The following is a 17,518-nucleotide window of genomic DNA, read 5'->3' as shown; positions in this document are numbered from 1 at the left end:
CTTTTTTTGCCTTGGGTCGACGGGAAATGCCGCACCGCAAAAAAATTGTGCGGCGCATAGCAGGCATGCACAAAAAAGCATTGAAACCTGCCTAAGGAAGCACCATATCCAATCCAGCTGATGCATTTCGTGGTTTCTCTCCCAGTACCACCGCATTAGCTGTTCCCCTCTGGAGGTTTTTGACCTTCACAATTCAAAGGGCCCTGGTTTTCCAGTGGCCCTCTTTTTTTTGCCCAAAATTTGCCCAATCGCCAAAAGCCGCGGCCTCACGTCTCCGTGATTTGCATATCGCCATCCGGCGATCAATATATCGACCAAACACGATTTATAGTTCGGTAAACAACGATGGACAAAGACGAGATCATGAAGGCCCTCGCCCATCCCACCCGGATGGACATTTTGAGCTGGCTGAAAAATCCCGAAGAACATTTCCCCACGCAGGAGCATCCCTTCGAGATGGGCGTCTGCGCCAGCCAGTTCGAGCGCTGCGGCCTATCGCAGTCCACCGTCTCTGCCCATCTCGGAACCCTGCAGCGCGCCGGCCTCGTCACCACCAAACGCGTCGGCCAATGGATCTTCTACAAGCGCAACGAAGAAATGATTGCTGCTTTCCTCAAGCAGCTGACACAGGATCTCTAGAATGCCCCTCGCCCTTCTCGTCCTTGCCTTGAGCTCTTTTGCGATAGGCACAACGGAATTCGTCATCATGGGTCTGCTGCCGGAGGTCGCCGCCGACCTCTCGGTCACCATCCCGCAAGCCGGCTGGCTGGTGACCGGTTATGCGCTGGCGGTCGCGATCGGCGCCCCGTTAATGGCCATATCGACCGCGAAGCTGAAGCGCCGGACCGCGCTGATTGCGCTGATGGCCTTCTTCATCGCCGGCAACCTGCTGTGCGCTCTGGCGAACGACTATTGGGTGCTGATGATCGCCCGTGTCGTGACCGCGCTGTGTCATGGCGCCTTCTTCGGCATTGGTTCGGTCGTCGCCTCCGGCCTCGTCACCGAAGACCGCAAGGCCCGGGCCGTCGCACTGCTGTTCACCGGCCTGACACTGGCCAATGTCCTCGGCGTGCCGATTGGCACGGCGATCGGCCAGGCCTATGGCTGGCGCGCCACCTTTGGCGTCGTCACCGTCATCGGCGTCGTGACCATTCTCGGCCTGATTGCCATCCTGCCCCGGGATAAGCAGCAGGAAAACGGCAGCATCTTGCGCGAGATCGCGGCACTCAGAAACGGCGGCCTGTGGCTGGCGCTGTCCACCACCGTCTTCTTCGCCGCTTCGATGTTTGCGCTCTTCACTTATATTGCTCCGCTCTTGCGTGACGTCACCGGCGTTTCGCCGGAAGGCGTCACCTGGACGCTGTTCCTGATCGGCCTCGGCCTGACCATCGGCAATCTCGTCGGCGGCAAACTGGCAGACTGGCGCCTTGGCGCAACGCTTGCCGGCGTCTTCGTCGCGATCGCCCTCACCTCGATTGCCTTCAGCTTTACGAGCCGCTTCTTCATCCCGGCGGAAATCACGCTTTTCCTCTGGGCACTCGCAAACTTTGCCGCCGTGCCGGCGCTCCAAGTCGGCGTCGTCGGCTTCGGAAAGGACGCCCCGAACCTGGTTTCAACAATCAACATCGGCGCCTTCAACACCGGCAATGCACTCGGCGCCTGGGCGGGCGGCCTGGTCATCGAAGCCGGCTTCGATCTCACCCGCGTTCCCCTCGCCGCAGCCCTGATGGCTCTCATCGGCCTTGGCGCGACAACGCTCACCTATCTCTCTGCCAGGGGCCGAGCCGCGCTTGCCCCCGCCGAGTGATCCTCCCGCAAAGAAAGGACCATCATGGCCAAGCTTTTCGAACCCACCAAGATCGGCGACATCGCAATCAAGAACCGCATCGTCATGGCGCCGCTTACCCGCAACCGTTCGCCGGGCGCGATCCCGAACGACCTCAATGTCGAATATTACCGCCAGCGCGCCACGGCAGGCCTGATCATCACCGAAGCGACAGCGATCACCCATCAGGGCCAGGGTTATGCCGACGTGCCCGGCCTCTACAGCAAAGAGGCTCTCGACGGCTGGAAGCGCGTGACCGACGCCGTCCACGCAGCCGGCGGCAGGATCGTCGTCCAGATGTGGCATGTCGGCCGCATCTCGCACGCGACGCTGCAGCCGAATGGCGGCAAGCCGGTCTCCTCGACCGACCGGGTTGCCAAGGCCAAAACCTATCTGGTCAATGGCGACGGCAGCGGCAGCTTTGCCGACACTTCAGAGCCGCGCGCGCTCGAAACCGCTGAAATCCCCGGCATTATCGAGGATTACCGCAAGGCTGCCCGCGCCGCCATTGATGCCGGCTTCGACGGTGTCGAAATCCACGGCGCCAACGGCTATCTGCTCGATCAGTTCATTCGCGATGGCGTCAACGACCGCACCGACCAATATGGCGGCTCGGTCGAAAACCGCACCCGCCTGACCTTCGAAGTCGTCGATGCCATTGTTAAGGAGGTCGGCGCAGGCCGCACCGCGATCCGCATCTCACCGGTGACGCCGTCGGGTGAAAGCTATGATTCCAATCCGCAGGCGACCTTTACCCATGTCGTCGAGGGGCTGGCCAGATACGGCCTCGCTTATCTCCACGTGATTGAAGGCCAGACCGGCGGTGAGCGTGACTACCGCCATGGCGACAACCCCTCCTTCGATTACACGGCGCTGCGCCAGGCCTATGAAAAGGCCGGCGGCAAGGCCAACTGGATGGTCAATAACGGTTACGACCGCGATCTCGCGATCGACGCTGTCGAAAGCGGCCGTGCCGACCTCGTCGCCTTCGGCAAACCCTTCATTGCCAATCCCGATCTCGTCGAACGGCTGGCGAAGAACCTGCCGCTTAACACGCCCGACCAATCGACCTTCTATGGCGGCACCGCCAAGGGTTATCTCGACTATCCCGTCCTCGAAAAGGTCGCCTGAGCCTTTCGGATGCGAGCCGCGAAATCCCGCCGAAAGGCGGGATTTCCATTTCCCTCGCATCTTTGTAGGCTGTGCTCAATGTTCGCTCCCTATTTCGATCGCTGGTCGCTCATATCAGACGGCGAGCCCATCATCACCCATTCGAGCCACCTGCTTCCGGTTCTCTGGCAGGACAAGCCCGCCATGCTGAAAGTCGCCGCCGATATCGACGAACGATATGGGGCGCTGTTGATGCAATGGTGGGATGGCGACGGCGCAGCCCATGTCTATGCCCATGAGGGCGACGCGGTGCTCCTGGAACGGGCGATGGGAGAACGCTCGCTGCTTGCCATGGCGATGAACGGCGAAGACGATGAGGCAAGCCGCATCCTCTGCCGGACGGCTGCACGGCTGCATGCGCCGCGCGAAAAACCGCTTCCCGATCCCATACCCCTCAGCCGCTGGTTTCGCGATCTGGAACCAGCAGCCAAAAAACATGGCGGCACGCTTGCCGACTGCTCGGCGGTCGCCAATGCGCTCCTTGCCGATCCACAGGACCTCTCCGTCCTCCACGGCGACATCCACCACGGCAACATTCTCGATTTCGAGGAGCGCGGCTGGCTGGCGATAGATCCGAAGCGGCTCCATGGCGAGCGCGGTTTCGACTTCGCAAACATCTTCGCCAATGAGGAACTGCCGACAATTACCGACCCCACCCGCTTCCGCCGCCAACTCGCCGTCGTCTCTGCCGAGGCCCGGCTGGAACCGAGGCGGCTGCTGCAATGGATCGCCGCCTATTCCGGCCTTTCCGCCGCGTGGTTCCTCGGCGATCCGAACGTCGAGCAGGCCGAGACGGCCTTGACGGTTGCCCGGATGGCACTCGCCGAACTTGCCGCTTAACGCGCCTTCTGCAGCGAATGACCGATGAAGGCAACCGCCGCGTCGCGATGCTGTTCGGGCAGGCAGCCGAGCGCCACAAGCGAAGCCCTGACCGCCTCGTCGATCGGCGTCTGCGGTTCCTTTCCGAGTTCGCCCACAAGCTTGGCGTTGCTCATTCTGAGCGGGACCTTCCAGAGATAGCGCATTTCCTTGAGCTCCCGCATGATCGGAACGGAAGGCGCGGCGAGCGGCACGATCCACCAGGGAAATCGCCCGATCTTCGCCTTACCGCCGGCAACGCGCTTGATTGCTTCCGCCATCTGCATGCCATCCGCATCCCAGAAGCCATCCATATGATAGACGGCAAAGGATGGCAGCCGCTCAGCCCGGTCGATAAGCTGGGCAACGGTTTCCGCCATATCGGGCAGATAGGTCCATTGATGGCCGATGCCGCGCCGCCCCGGATTCTTGATTGTGCCGATCGGCTTGCCCGGCGTCACCAACCCCGATGAGAACCAGCTATTGGCCGTTGCACCCGGGCCGAAGAAATCTCCGGCCCTGAGGATGATCGCGCCAACACCGGCCTGCGACCCCGCCTCCAGCCGCTTCTCCATCTCGACGCGGACCGCCCCCTTCTTCGTCAGCGGATGCTGCGGGCTTTCCTCCGTCGGCGCCGGCAGGGCATCGGGGCCGAAATTGTAGACGTTTCCAGGCAGTACGATGCGCGCGCCGACGGTTCTGGCAGCGGCGATGCTATTGTCCAACATCGGCAGCACCAGCGTTTCCCAATTGCGGTAGCCGGGCGGATTGACGGCGTGGATGATCAAGTTGACGCCTTCAGCCGCCCTCAACACGTCACCGGCATTCATCGCATCGCCCTGCACCCATTCGAATGCCGGCTCGGACCTCGACGCCTTGAGCGCATCACGGTTGAGCGCCCGGATGCGCCAGCCACGCGCCGAGAGCTTGCGGGCAACTGCGCCGCCGATACCGCCCGTGGCGCCAAGAACGAGCGCCGTCGTCTTCATTTCGCTGCTCATGACAATCATCTCCTTCGCTTGACTGGAGGGACTATGCCACCGGCCCGGAATAAACAAAATTGACGAAATAAATGCATCAGCTATACAAAAATATATGAACATTGAACCGAACTGGGATTTCTACCGCAGTTTCCTGACCGTGCTCCAGCAAGGGTCGCTTTCGGCCGCCGCCCGCGAGTTGGGGTTGACGCAGCCGACGATAGGCCGACATGTCGACGCACTGGAAATGGCAATCGGCGCCGAACTCTTCACCCGATCCCCGAACGGGTTGCTGCCGACCGACGCCGCATTGGCGCTGAAGCCCTATGCCGAGACGCTGGCGGCAACGACCGCCGCTCTTTTGCGCACCGCATCCGGTGAGCGCCAGCGCGTCGCCGGAACCGTCAGGGTCAGCGCCAGCGAGGTCATCGCCGTCGAAGTGCTGCCCGGAATTCTCGGACCGTTGCAGGAGACCTATCCAGAACTCCAGATCGAGCTCTCGGCTTCCGATGCGATTGAGGATCTGGTGAACCGCGAGGCCGATATCGCCGTGCGCATAGCCGAGCCGAAGCAAGGTGCGCTCGTCGTGCGCCGCATCGGCGATATCCCGCTCGGTTTCCACGCTCACCGCCGCTATCTCGAACGACATGGCATTCCGCAAACCCTGGGTGAGATCGCAAACCACCGGCTCATCGGCTTCGACCGGCAGACGGCCTATGTCCGCATGGTAACGAAACGCTATGAAGTGCCGGGCATCAACTTCTCCTATAGAACCGATAGCAATCTTGCCCAGCTTTCGGCGATCCGCGCCGGCATCGGCATCGGCATCTGCCAGACTGGGCTGGCGCGGCAGGATCCCGACTTGGTTCATCTTCTGCCCGACGCGTTCAGGATCCCGCTCGGCACGTGGGTGGCGATGCATGAGAGCCTGAAGACCTCGCCGCGCTGCCGCGCCGCCTTCGACGCACTGGTCAAAGGGCTTCAGGACTATCACCGATATTCGACCCGCGCTTAACTTCGAAATCCGCAATCGATTTTCGAAGCGAATCATGCGCAAATTTCAGCGCAAGAGAGCATCCGAAACCTGTCCTGTCGGATGCGCGGCGCTGCAGCGGAAGAAAATGATGAGCCACGATCCGGTTGAACTCGTGCCCTACGATCCGCAATGGCCGCACGCGTTCCGGCGCATCCGCGACAAGCTACTCCTCTTGCTGCCGCAGGCGCTCTCCATCGATCACATCGGCAGCACCTCCATATCAGGGATGACCGCCAAGCCGCTGATCGATATCGACATCGTTCTTCCCGGCCTCGGGCATATCGAGGCTGCCACCGATGTGCTTCTGGCAGAAGGTTACGAACCGCGCGGCAATCGTTACGACGACGAGGTCTGGGCGTTTTTATCGAGAGGTTTGGTGCCGCGGGAGCGGGTCTACCTTTGTCCTGCGGGCAATGGCACGCATCGAAACAGGCTGGCTTTCCGGGATCATCTCATCGCGCATCCCGAGGCTGCGGCCGAATATGCCGCACTGAAACGCAGACTAGCGGGCGAATTCAGGATGGACGGCGACGGCTATACCGCGCATAAGCGCGAATTCGTCGACGCGATCGTCGCGCGGGAATTGGCGGACGATCGCTAACATCAAATGCCTTGCGAGGCCTCGGCCGCGCGGCCCTTCCACTGGCCGTCCACCACCTCGGTTTCCGGCCGATCGCCGCCCTCGGCATATTCCTCATGCCACTTGCCGTTTTCGTCCTGCCAGCTGATCTCGGCGGAATCGCCGCCGACCTGCTGTTCGGCCGCGACGATGCGCGCAGCTTCGAGCGCCTCGGCATGGGTCGGGAATGCTTCGGAGTAGACGCCTCCCAGCCTGTAGGCCCAGCCGCCGTCATGCGGCACGACTTCATAGACCACCTTGATCATGCATCCGTCTCCTCATCCTTCTTGTTGCGCATTCGCATGCTTCCGGACAGGGTCCGGATCATCGCGGCCGCGTGACGAGAATTCGAGGGCGCCGCGATCTGCTTTCCGGCCCCGATTGTGTTCAGTATTCCATTAAACGCCGAAGACTGCAAATGGCACCGGATCACGGCTTCCTTGATATGCGAAATCAGCGGCTTAGATAAAACGCATGAATCGGGACAGGAGCTGAAATTTGGCGATTGCCTCACGCTTAAGAGAAGAGAAATTTCTGGTCGCTGCACTTGCCGTTGCAGCGACCGCCTATTTCTTGGAACATGCGGTGATCGAGATGGGGCGCGGCATCGCGCTGATCGCCGCCGCCGCCCTGGTCGGCACCATCGTTCTCGCCTCGATCCGCGTTGCTCATCACGCCGAACTGCTCGCCCTCAAGGTCGGCGACCCCTATGGCACGATGATCCTGACGCTGTCGGCCGTCGCCGTCGAGGTCATCATCCTAGCCATCATGATGAGCGAAGAAAGTTCGCCGACATTGGTGCGCGACACGATCTATTCGGCGTTGATGCTCGATATCAACGGCATTCTGGGTCTCGCCGCACTGCTCGGCGGCCTCAAGCATGGAGAACAGCCCTATAACGATAATTCGGGCAAGACCTACGGCGTGATGATCCTCACCGCCATGGGTATCTCGATGATCGTGCCGGAATTCGTGCCTCATGATAAATGGCACTATTATTCCGCCTTCACCATCGTCGCGATGATTGCGCTCTATGGCCTTTTCTTGCGCATGCAGGTCGGCCAGCACAGCTATTTCTTCAGCTACAGCTACCCGCGCTCCGAACGGAAGAAAGAAAGTCCGGACAAGCATGGCTCAGACGAGCCGGCCGCGCTGTCGATCGCCACCATTCTCGTCGGCGTCGTCATCATCGGCCTGCTGGCCGAGTTTATGGCCGCCTTCATGACCGAGGGTCTGCTTGACAGCGGTGCGCCGATCGCGGTCACCGCCGTCGTCGTCGCAGCGATTTCAGCCGCCCCCGAGATATTGACCGCCTTGAGGGCGGCACTGAGGAATCGCATGCAGGCGACGGTCAACATCGCCATGGGCGCCTCGCTGTCGACGGTAATCCTGACGGTCCCGGTCATGGAGGCGATCGCCCTCTTCACCGGCCAGCCCTTCGTCATGGCGATGACCCCGGTGCAGACGGTGATGGTAACAATCACCTTGATTGCGGCCGCGATCAACCTCAACGACGGCGAGACCAACGCCATCGAAGGCATGACGCATTTCATCCTCTTCGCCACCTTCGTTATGCTGACGGCGCTCGGGCTTTGACCGCCCCCGTCCCCGCAGAGAATGGCAAAGAACAGGCTGGTTAGGCGCGCGGTTGGACGAAAAGCAGGCGTTCGCGGGCTGCGAACCATTCCTCGGCGTAATCGTCGTTCTTGTATTCCTCGAAATACGGTCCGCCATCGGTGAAATGGATGTTCTTGGCGTCTTCGCGGTAGTCGTATTCATTGACGAGGTAATTCCAGGTCACCGGCAATTCGCCGATGAGGTCTTCGTTCTCCAGCCACTTGAACTGATGCAGTTGCAGCCCCGTCGCCGTATTGACGTAGTCGGGCGTCAGCGCGCGGCATTCGTCATTATTGAAGAGGATGAAGCTCGACCAGTTCTTCTTTTCGTACTTGGTCTGCGTCTGGCCGAGGAACTTGGTGTCGATCTTCGGCTGGTAATCGTGTTTGACGCACATGATGGCGTAACGGTCGTCTCGCAATGCCCAAAGCTCGGCGATATCGGCACGCATCAGCATGTCGCAATCCATGAAGAGGCTCCAGCCTCGGTAATCGCTGAGATAGGGCGCTAGGAAGCGCGAGAAGGAAAATTCCGTCGATTGCAGCGCATTGCGTTCGCGGGTGAAAATCCCGCCAAGATTGGAAAGTGCAATGGGCGAGAACTCGACCGGGATTGACGACTTCTCGATGATGCTCTGCACGAGAACGTGGTAGGCAACCACTTCCTTAGGGTCGAAGCCGACGAAAATTCGGACGTTGTGTTGTTGCATTGTCCACCTCCAAGGCCAGTACAGAGAGATGAATTGATTGGTATCGGAAACGCCTTTCTTGGCCACCACACCTGTAAGCAACGGATTACGACAGTCATTCCTTCGATTTTTCGAGAAAACGCTCCTTGCGGGTTTTTGGTTTGAACCGTCGAAAGAAATTGTCGATGGACCGGATGAATTTGGTAACTGACATCAGTCTGTCGATCTGCGTGTTCGTATTGTCGAGCCTCTCCGACAAGACCTCCGCCGCGGTCATCGCGATCTCGATCGGCGGCACCTCAGGAAACCGTTTGGCGAGCGCCGAATAGGGGCTGGCATCGACGCCGCCCATCATCGAGATCGAACCCATGCGCGCAAAGAGACGCAGGAAGATCTGCTCGAACGTCCAGTCGTGAACGTCGAAGACCTTCCACTTCTCGCTCCGTTTTGCGGAGAAGCCGGAAAGCAGTATCTTGGCCGGCAGTTGCAGATCGGCGAGCCACAGCGCTACCGCAAAGCCACTCGTCGCGATCTTACCGATCGGATAGAGGCCGACGAGCATTTGCGCTAGATCAAGGTGACGGACCTGAGCGCCTTCGAAGCGGCCGCTTTCGCTGAGATTTTCCTCCGCGGATACCCGAATGTTGACGACGCCGAGGAAATCATCGCCGCCAAAGAAGCGCAGGACATCCGCCACCTCGCGCCGGTGGACGATATGGGCGCCCATCACGTCGCTGCGGGCAACCAGCATCGAATGGCCGATAAATGGCTCGTCGAGCACCTTGTAGACCTTGTTGAAGAAGACGTAGAGTGTCGTCTCCGGCAATTCGCTTCGCAGCCGCTCAAGATCGACCGCCTCGCTGTTTGCTACGAGCACGATATGGGAATAGCGCGATAGCAGTGCCCTCCACGCGTCCGGCGTCAGGGAATTAAATCCGGTCATAGCCTTGTTATCGCTGGGGATTGCTTCCATATCGCCTCACATGCACTTTCCAAGGACGATGCGCTCTGACCGCGCGACTAGTTGTTGCTGAAATAGGCGCGCATCCGTGCCAGCCGCGCCAGCCCGCCGATCTGCTTTCCCAAATGCGCGAGGAAGCCCGCCACCCGGCCCGTCATCGACGGCTGCCTGCAGAAGGAAGCCCAGGGCGTATTGTGAAGATCCTCGGCATAGTGCTTGGCCATCCGCCGGTGCACCCAAGGAACGGTCGCCTGCCACGGTTTTTTCCGGCCGGTGAAATGGAAGATTGCCGGCTGGGCGACGAAAGGCAGCAGCCCCGTCTGCGTGTTCCAGCGCGGATCGAGCACCAGCCAGTCGCCGTCGAAAGTGACGTTCAGCGCATCCTGGTCGTTGTTCTCGAACAGATGCGACCGCTCCTCGAAGATGTCGCGGGTCCTGGCGAAAAGCCCCTTCGCCCGACAGGCCGACCAGTCAAACAGCAGCACGCCGGCATTGAAGTAGCGGCCGCCCTCGCCTACGCCGATCTTGCGCTGCCGGGCGCCTGATTTCCCGGGAAAGGCCATGACATAGTCATCGACGGCGGCAAGCGCCCTGCCTTGAAAATCAAGGGTGAAGAGTTCATCGACTGATGCAACCGCCAGTACGTCGGCGTCAAGGTAAAGCAGGCGCTCGATATGGTCGGGTATATCCCGGTCCATGTAGAGCCGCGCCAGCGTGGCGGCCGACCAGCGGCCCCGCGCCTGGAGGCCGGCATCCGGCGTCCTATAGGGCAGTACCCTGATCGCCATCCCGTGAAGCCGCCCAAAATTGTCGATCTCGGCGACCTCGTTCGGCTTGAGGTCGATGCCTAGAAGGAGGTATTCTACACCGGCCTTCGCCAAATTGCGCTTGACGGACAGCAGGGTGCAGCAGGCGGCCGGCAGCATGTTGACATCCGAACAGACGATGACGGCACTCTGCTGCAAAATCCGGCCCCCCGAAGCGGCAAATTGAACTTGATGCCGGATATCTAGTTGGTTTGGCGTCCGCCCGCAACCGCCGATCACCCGCCCCACCAGCACTCCCCTGTCACGATTTGAATCGGAATTCAACGACTTGCGAGGCGAAGCAGATTCAATGCGGCAACGCCTTGAATCGGGATGTGAGCTATAGTCGCAATGCCGGAGGATGCAGCCACATCGTCAACGCCGGGCAAAGAAAAGGCCCGCCGTCACCGGCAGGCCTTGGATCGATATGACGGCAAACAGCTTACTTGCAGGCGCCGCAGAAGCGCTGGATGCGGCGGCAGGCTTCCTCAAGCAGATCTTCCGACGTTGCATAGGAAATGCGGAAATTCGGGCCGAGGCCGAAGGCAGAGCCGTGAACGACGGCGACGCCTTCTGTTTCCAGTAGCTCGGAAACGAAATCTTCGTCCGTCTCGATGACCTTGCCCGACGGAGCCGTTTTGCCGATCAGGCCTTTGCAGGAGGGGTAGACGTAGAAGGCGCCCTCCGGCACCGGGCAGACAATACCCTTGGCCTGGTTCAGCATGGAAACGACGAGATCGCGGCGGCCTTCGAAGATCTTCTTGTTCGCAGGAATGAAGTCCTGGGTGCCGTTCAGCGCTTCGACAGCCGCCCACTGGGCGATCGAGGTCGCACCCGAGGTCTGCTGGCCCTGGATCATGTCCATGGCCTTGATCAGCTGGAGCGGGCCGGCAGCATAACCGATACGCCAGCCGGTCATCGCATAAGCCTTGGAGACGCCGTTCATCGTCAGCGTCCGGTCGTAGAGGCTGGGCTCGACTTCAACCGGTGTAACGAACTTGAAGTCGCCATAGGTCAGGTGCTCGTACATGTCGTCGGTCAGCACCCAGACATGCGGATGCTTGACCAGCACGTCGGTCAGTGCCTTCAGCTCGTCATGCGTATAGGCCGCACCCGTCGGGTTGGACGGCGAGTTGAAAATGAACCACTTGGTCTTCGGAGTGATCGCCTTTTCGAGATCGGCGGCTTGGAGCTTGAAATTGTGCTCCTGCGTGGCCGAAACGAAAACCGGCGTGCCGCCGCAAAGCGCCACCATTTCCGGATAGGACACCCAGTAAGGCGCCGGGACGACGACTTCATCGCCGGGATTCAGCGTCGCCATGAAGGCGTTGAACAGGATCTGCTTGCCGCCGGTGCCGACGATCGTCTGCTCCCAGGAATATTCCAGGCCGTTCTCGCGCTTGAACTTGGCGGCGATCGCCTTGCGCAGCTCAGGAATACCGGAAACCGGCGTGTACTTCGTCTCGCCGCGGTTGATCGCGTCGATGGCGGCCTTCTTGATATTCTCGGGCGTATCGAAATCAGGCTCGCCGGCGCCGAGGCCGATGACGTCGCGTCCTTTTGCTTTCAGCTCGCGCGCTTTTTGGGAAACGGCGATGGTGGCTGAAGGCTTCACACGGGAAAGAGCATCGGCAAGGAAGGCCATGATATCGGTCCTAATGGTTGAAACGGGCAGAAAGCCGCGACCGGAGTTCTGCGGTTAGCTCTATGTCCAATGTATCACGGCATTTCAAGCGCAAAGGCGTGATGGGGGCAATGATTCTTATTGATCCTTTTGCCGCACCGGTGAACAGGCCAGCCGTCCGTTTGCACGAGGGATGGAGTCACTAATCAATCTGGGTGAATTGCTTTTTCAGACTTTGCTGATGAACTGCCGGCATGACAAAGCTGCCCCGCCAGCCTTCCACGCCGCTGCGTATCGCGCCAGACGGTCCGGATTTGAACCAGGCCGAAGATCAGCGATATCCGCAACAGACCATCGGCCGGAACATGGCTCGTCGCAACTATCTGAACCTCGACACGGCGATCCTACTGGGGATCCTGATCATTGCGATCGTCTTCAGGTTCCACAAGATCACCTTGCCGCTGGTCGATGGCTTCAGCTGGCGCGAGATAAGCACCGCGATGATGGCCGACAATTTCCATCAGCGCAGCTGGAACATCTTCTTTCCGGAGGTCAGTTGGACCGGGCCAGGGCCAAGCTATCAAGGCCGCGAGTTCCAGATCGTCAGCTATCTCACTGCCCTGCTCTACCAACTCTTCGGCTGGCACGACTGGTTCGGCCGCGTGGTTGCGGCCTTCTTCGGGCTGGTGACCGTGTTTTCGCTGCATAGGCTGACGGCACAATGCTGGAGCGAGATGCACGCCCATGCGGCGGCGCTTGCCTATGCGCTGATGCCGGCGGCGATCATGATCGACAGCTCGTTTCTTCCAGATCCCGCGATGCTGGCCCTCGTGACTCTCGGCGTCTGGCTGTTCGTCAAATACTGGGCCGGCGGCAGCGGCTGGCTCTTGCCCCTCGCCACGGCGAGCGTCTCGCTCGGTGCACTGTCAAAGCCGCCAGGCCTCGTCGCCGGCGCCGTCATCTTCTATTTGATGGTTTGCTGGGTTCTGGAGAAGAAGCAGAAGCAGGCGACCCGGGTGTTCCTATGGGGGCTTGTGAGCTTGGCTATCGTCGCCGCTTATTACAGCTGGGCCATTTATCTCGGCCGTAATTATCCGCCGTTTCATATCGCTGGCAGCGGCGGCTATATTTGGGATGGCGGCTTCTGGGCATACGTGAAGAACAGGTTCTACATCAAATCGGCGTGGAACACGTCGGTCTGGTGGTTCTACGGCTACCCATTCTTGATGCTGCTGGCGGTCGGCTTATGGATACCACCCAGACCTGCCGATGATCCGGAGCGACGCAGACTTTCGGCCATTCCGTATGTCTGGCTGGCAGCGGCCACGATCCTCTATTTGGCGGCGGCGGGCGAGATCACCGCCAATGTGTGGAACTTCCACATCTTCCATGTGCCGGTCGCGATGTTCTCGGGCCACGGCGCGCTTCTCCTGGCAACGCTTTCATCGAGGGCCATTGTTAAGCCGGCTGTGGCGCTTCGCGCGGTCTGCATCGTAGCCGTGGCGCTTGCCTGGTCGACCCTTCCCCTTGTCAGGACGATGAAGAAGCCAATCGCCATGAACGGCAAGCTGCTTGGCGAGGAACTGGCGCGGTTGGCGAAACCGGGCGATCTCGTCGTCGCCACCGCGCCAGACGTCGGCGATCCCGTCGCAGTCTATTACAGCAGGACGCGCGGCTGGGTGTTCCCGCCCGGCGGAGGCGACGCCGATTGGTCGACATTCGTCGCGGATGACGCCACTGCGATTGCGCAACTCGAGGAACTGCGCGCGCAAGGCGCGGATCTGTTCGGCGTGACAAAGAACGCCACCGATCATCAGAATCTGCGGTTCATCGAGCATCATGTTGGCGTCATCAAATATCTGGACAAGACCGCAACCAAGCTTGTGGATTCGGCGGATTTCCTGGTCTATCGGATCACCCGTCCATGAGAGCTGCGACAGCGGCGAATGATCGGTGACGCCTCGGCGGCATCCGGCACTTTCGCGGTAGCGACGATCGCGCTTTTTCCTCCCCTATGTCTTTTGAAATCAGAGAGATCGTCGGATTTCGTCGTCGCCACGAATAAGCCGCAACAAATGCCGGGCCGCGCCGCAATTCGGTCGCGAGCGCGCCGAGATCGAAGCCGCATCATTGCGTTATCCAAAATTGGTTATTGAGGGTATGCCAATGTTTCTGGAAGACGAATATGCCATAGGGCGCATACGCGCCCGCCGGATTTCCATTTCATTTCTTGTCGCCATCACCGCCTTTGTCGCCTGTGTCACGGCGATGCTGGGGCTTGCCTCCAGCGCCCGCGCCGAGGCGCGACAGGCCTCCGGCCAGCTCGCGGCCCTCGTCCGGCCGAACGACGTCAACAGCGGCTCGCTGCTCTTTCCGTCGAAGGAGCCGGGCTTCTATGTCGAAGCGCCGCGGCTGAAGACCGACGTTGCAATCGATGTTTCCGGCCCGATCGCCAGAGTGAAGGTGACGCAGCGCTTCCGAAACCCGAGCCAGGGCTGGGTCGAGGGTACCTATGTCTTCCCGCTGCCGGACAATTCCGCCGTCGATGTGCTGAAGATGCAGATCGGCGAACGCTTCATCGAAGGCCAGATCAAGCCGCGCCAGGAAGCCCGCGAAATTTACGAACAGGCCAAGGCCGAGGGCAAGAAGACGGCGCTGCTCGAACAGCAGCGGCCGAACATCTTCACCAACCAGGTCGCCAATATCGGCCCCGGCGAAGAGATCGTCGTGCAGGTCGAATATCAGCAGACCGTCCACCAGTCTGGTGGCGAGTTCTCGCTGCGCTTCCCGATGGTGGTCGCCCCGCGCTACAATCCGGCGCCGATCGTCCAGACCGTCGAGTTCAACAATGGCGCCGGTTTCGCCACGCCGCGCGACCCGGTGGAAAACCGCGACAAGATCGAAGCCCCGGTGCTCGATCCGCGCGAGAACGCGAAGATCAATCCGGTCTCCCTGACCGTCGACCTCAAGGCCGGCTTCCTGCTCGGCGATGTCAAATCCTCCTTCCACGAGGTCGATATCCGCCAAGACGGCAACCAGGCAAGAACGATCAGCCTGAAGGGCGAAGCCGTTCCCGCCGACAAGGATTTCGAGCTCACCTGGAAGCCCGCGCCCGGCAAGCTGCCGAGCGCTGGCCTCTTCCGCGAAGTGAAGGACGGCAAGACCTATCTGCTCGCCTTCGTCACCCCGCCCACGGCGCCGGATGCGGCAGCGCCCCTGGCAAAACGTGAAGTGGTCTTCGTCATCGACAATTCCGGCTCGATGTCCGGCCCGTCGATCGAGCAGGCAAGGCAGAGCCTGGCGCTCGCCATTTCGAGGCTGAATCCCGACGACCGCTTCAACGTCATCCGTTTCGACGACACGATGACCGACTATTTCAAGGGTCTCGTCCCTGCCACCCCAGACAACCGCGAAAAGGCGATTGCCTATGTCAGGGGCCTGACCGCCGACGGCGGTACGGAGATGCTGCCCGCGCTCGAGGACGCGCTGCGCAATCAGGGGTCGGTCGCCAGCGGCGCACTGCGGCAGATCGTGTTCCTGACCGATGGTGCGATCGGCAACGAACAGCAGCTGTTCCAGGAAATCACCGCAAACCGCGGCGATGCCCGCGTCTTCACCGTCGGCATCGGCTCGGCCCCGAACACCTATTTCATGACCAAGGCCGCCGAAATCGGCCGTGGTACCTTCACTCAGATCGGCTCCACCGATCAGGTGGCAAGCCGTATGGGCGAGCTTTTTGCCAAGCTGCAGAACCCGGCCATGACCGATATTGCCGCAAATTTCGAAGGCATTGCTGCCGAGGATATCACGCCGAACCCGATGCCGGACCTTTATAGCGGCGAGCCTGTCGTTCTGACCGCGGAACTGCCTGAGGATAAGCCCGCCGGCAAGCTTGAAATCATCGGCAAGACGGGCGACCAGCCCTGGCGGGTCGAAATGAATATCGCCAATGCCGCCGACGGCAGCGGCATCTCCAAGCTCTGGGCGCGGCGCAAGATCGATGATTTCGAAGCCCGCGCCTATGAGCGCCAGGATCCGGCCGGGCTCGACAAGGATATCGAGACGGTGGCGCTCGCCCACCATCTCGTCTCCCGCCTCACCAGCCTGGTCGCCGTGGACGTCACTCCGTCGCGGCCGGCAGGCGAGCCGCTGGACTCGGCGAAGCTGCCGCTCAACCTGCCTGAGGGTTGGGATTTCGATAAGGTCTTCGGCGAAAACGTTGTTCCTCCTGGCGGCGGAGAACGTCATGGCGCAGCTACCCCTGCAGGAAGCGCCGGACCGCAGCAAGCCGCGGCCGAAACGCAGGATCTCGCTGCATCTCCTGAGATCGCAAACATGATGGCCGCAGCCCCGACCGCCAAGGCCGCCACCCTGATCGCGCAGAAGAGCTCGACCGTGAACCTGCCGCAAACGGCGACGCGCGCCGATGAGCAGATCATCCGCGGGCTTACCATGCTGCTCCTGGCGCTGACGGCGGCAAGCGGGCTGGCCGTCTGGCGCCGGCGCATCAAGCGCATGATTGCGGTCGGAGCCAAGCCAAATGGTCTCTAGGCTCTCAGCAAGCCGGAACGAGGAAGCGGCCGAATTCGAGCCGCTTCCGACCTATCTGGAACTCGCCATGGCCGCCGCCACGGCCCACGACAGGCCCAAGGTGCGCCAGAGGAAGGGTTTCTTTCTCTGGCGTCTTTCCTCGATCGAAAAAGCGATCGCCGTCGCCATCGCCGGTCTTGCCCTTTACGGCTTGGCGCTGATCGGCGACGGCTTCCTGATGAAGGCGAAGGCCGAGCTCTCTCAGATCCTGCTGAAGCGCGCCTTCGCCGCGGAACTCAAGGGCCAGGAGACAAAACCCTGGCCTTGGGCGGATTTCAGCACGGAGGCCAAGGTGCGCGCACCGCGCCTCGGCAAGGAGGCGATCGTGCTCTCCGGCGCCTCCGGCGAAGCCCTCGCCTTCGGCCCGGCCTGGCTCACCGATACGCCGCAGCCCGGCGAGGAAGGCACCTCGGTGATCGCCGCTCATCGCGACACGCATTTCCGCTGGCTGCAATATGTAAAGCCCGGCGACACGATCGTGGTCACCCGCCGTGACGGCAAACTATTGACCTTCAAAGCCGGCGAAGGCCGCATCGCCGCATGGGATGCCAGCGGCATCGACCCCTCGTCCAACGGCCGCCGCCTGGTGCTGACCACCTGCTGGCCCTTCGATGCGACCGAACGCGGGCCGCTGCGCTACATCCTGGAAGCCGAACTGGTCGACGGCGAGGCAACCGGCTCCGTTCAACCGGCAAACACAAAGCCGTTATTGCAGACCGAATGAGGCTTGAACCCGTCCCCTGC

16 protein-coding genes are annotated in these 17,518 nt (G+C 61.0%); 10 read left to right on the top strand and 6 right to left on the bottom strand.

Features of this window, described 5'->3' with window-relative positions:
- Nucleotides 1-345 precede the first annotated feature (345 nt).
- From FFM81_RS06235 to FFM81_RS06220, 4 genes are all read left to right on the top strand, one after another.
- A complete protein-coding gene (locus FFM81_RS06235) occupies nt 346-639 on the top strand; it encodes an ArsR/SmtB family transcription factor (protein ID WP_003565423.1) in 294 nt (97 codons plus the stop codon).
- A gap of 1 nt (nt 640) precedes the next feature.
- Nucleotides 641-1,807, top strand: coding sequence for an MFS transporter (locus FFM81_RS06230; RefSeq protein ID WP_138384995.1), 1,167 nt, complete (start codon nt 641-643; stop codon nt 1,805-1,807).
- Nucleotides 1,808-1,831: 24 nt separating this feature from the next.
- Nucleotides 1,832-2,956, top strand: coding sequence for an alkene reductase (locus FFM81_RS06225; RefSeq protein WP_003565427.1), 1,125 nt, complete (start codon nt 1,832-1,834; stop codon nt 2,954-2,956).
- Nucleotides 2,957-3,034: 78 nt separating this feature from the next.
- Nucleotides 3,035-3,835: an aminoglycoside phosphotransferase family protein gene (locus FFM81_RS06220; protein ID WP_003565429.1), complete on the top strand. Its 801-nt coding sequence runs from the start codon at nt 3,035-3,037 to the stop codon at nt 3,833-3,835.
- Here the strand turns inward: FFM81_RS06220 and FFM81_RS06215 are convergent.
- Entirely contained in the window at nt 3,832-4,854 is a 1,023-nt protein-coding gene (locus FFM81_RS06215) for an NAD(P)H-binding protein (protein ID WP_003565431.1), read from the bottom strand. The genes FFM81_RS06220 and FFM81_RS06215 overlap by 4 nt on opposite strands.
- Before the next feature lie 94 nt (nt 4,855-4,948).
- Here FFM81_RS06215 and FFM81_RS06210 point away from each other — a divergent pair, with 94 nt between their 5' ends.
- Complete coding sequence (locus FFM81_RS06210; protein ID WP_138384994.1) at nt 4,949-5,848, top strand: LysR family transcriptional regulator; 900 nt, start codon at nt 4,949-4,951, stop codon at nt 5,846-5,848.
- A gap of 106 nt (nt 5,849-5,954) precedes the next feature.
- Nucleotides 5,955-6,470 carry a GrpB family protein gene (locus FFM81_RS06205; protein WP_003565435.1) on the top strand — a complete coding sequence of 172 codons (516 nt, stop codon included), beginning with the start codon at nt 5,955-5,957 and terminating at the stop codon, nt 6,468-6,470.
- 2 nt (nt 6,471-6,472) lie between these two features.
- Here FFM81_RS06205 and FFM81_RS06200 read toward each other — a convergent pair whose 3' ends face one another.
- The gene (locus FFM81_RS06200; protein WP_003565437.1) at nt 6,473-6,754 is read right to left on the bottom strand and encodes a DUF2188 domain-containing protein; all 282 of its coding nucleotides are present in this window, start codon (nt 6,752-6,754) and stop codon (nt 6,473-6,475) included.
- A 232-nt stretch (nt 6,755-6,986) separates the two neighbouring features.
- Here FFM81_RS06200 and FFM81_RS06195 point away from each other — a divergent pair, with 232 nt between their 5' ends.
- Nucleotides 6,987-8,084, top strand: a complete 1,098-nt coding sequence (locus FFM81_RS06195) for a calcium:cation antiporter (protein ID WP_003565439.1) — start codon at nt 6,987-6,989, stop codon at nt 8,082-8,084.
- A 40-nt stretch (nt 8,085-8,124) separates the two neighbouring features.
- Here FFM81_RS06195 and FFM81_RS06190 read toward each other — a convergent pair whose 3' ends face one another.
- From FFM81_RS06190 to FFM81_RS06175, 4 genes are all read right to left on the bottom strand, one after another.
- The gene (locus FFM81_RS06190) at nt 8,125-8,814 is read right to left on the bottom strand and encodes a glycosyltransferase family protein (protein ID WP_003565442.1); all 690 of its coding nucleotides are present in this window, start codon (nt 8,812-8,814) and stop codon (nt 8,125-8,127) included.
- Nucleotides 8,815-8,908: 94 nt separating this feature from the next.
- Nucleotides 8,909-9,766 (bottom strand): hypothetical protein, encoded by an 858-nt coding sequence (locus FFM81_RS06185; protein ID WP_003565444.1) that lies wholly within the window; start codon nt 9,764-9,766, stop codon nt 8,909-8,911.
- A 47-nt stretch (nt 9,767-9,813) separates the two neighbouring features.
- Complete coding sequence (locus tag FFM81_RS06180) at nt 9,814-10,719, bottom strand: glycosyltransferase family 8 protein (RefSeq protein WP_037091469.1); 906 nt, start codon at nt 10,717-10,719, stop codon at nt 9,814-9,816.
- A 283-nt stretch (nt 10,720-11,002) separates the two neighbouring features.
- Complete coding sequence (locus FFM81_RS06175) at nt 11,003-12,205, bottom strand: pyridoxal phosphate-dependent aminotransferase (protein ID WP_025416721.1); 1,203 nt, start codon at nt 12,203-12,205, stop codon at nt 11,003-11,005.
- A 233-nt stretch (nt 12,206-12,438) separates the two neighbouring features.
- Here FFM81_RS06175 and FFM81_RS06170 point away from each other — a divergent pair, with 233 nt between their 5' ends.
- From FFM81_RS06170 to FFM81_RS06160, 3 genes are all read left to right on the top strand, one after another.
- Nucleotides 12,439-14,112 (top strand): ArnT family glycosyltransferase, encoded by a 1,674-nt coding sequence (locus tag FFM81_RS06170; RefSeq protein WP_128399454.1) that lies wholly within the window; start codon nt 12,439-12,441, stop codon nt 14,110-14,112.
- Between the two features lie 238 nt (nt 14,113-14,350).
- Complete coding sequence (locus FFM81_RS06165) at nt 14,351-16,735, top strand: marine proteobacterial sortase target protein (RefSeq protein ID WP_003565452.1); 2,385 nt, start codon at nt 14,351-14,353, stop codon at nt 16,733-16,735.
- Entirely contained in the window at nt 16,725-17,498 is a 774-nt protein-coding gene (locus FFM81_RS06160) for a class GN sortase (RefSeq protein WP_138384993.1), read from the top strand. The genes FFM81_RS06165 and FFM81_RS06160 overlap by 11 nt, the downstream gene beginning before the upstream one ends.
- Nucleotides 17,499-17,518: the final 20 nt, after the last annotated feature.

Origin of the sequence: Rhizobium hidalgonense (assembly GCF_005862185.2) — a bacterium.
In the GTDB taxonomy this organism is placed as follows: domain Bacteria; phylum Pseudomonadota; class Alphaproteobacteria; order Rhizobiales; family Rhizobiaceae; genus Rhizobium; species Rhizobium hidalgonense.
This window is presented reverse-complemented; position numbering and strand designations above follow the sequence as displayed.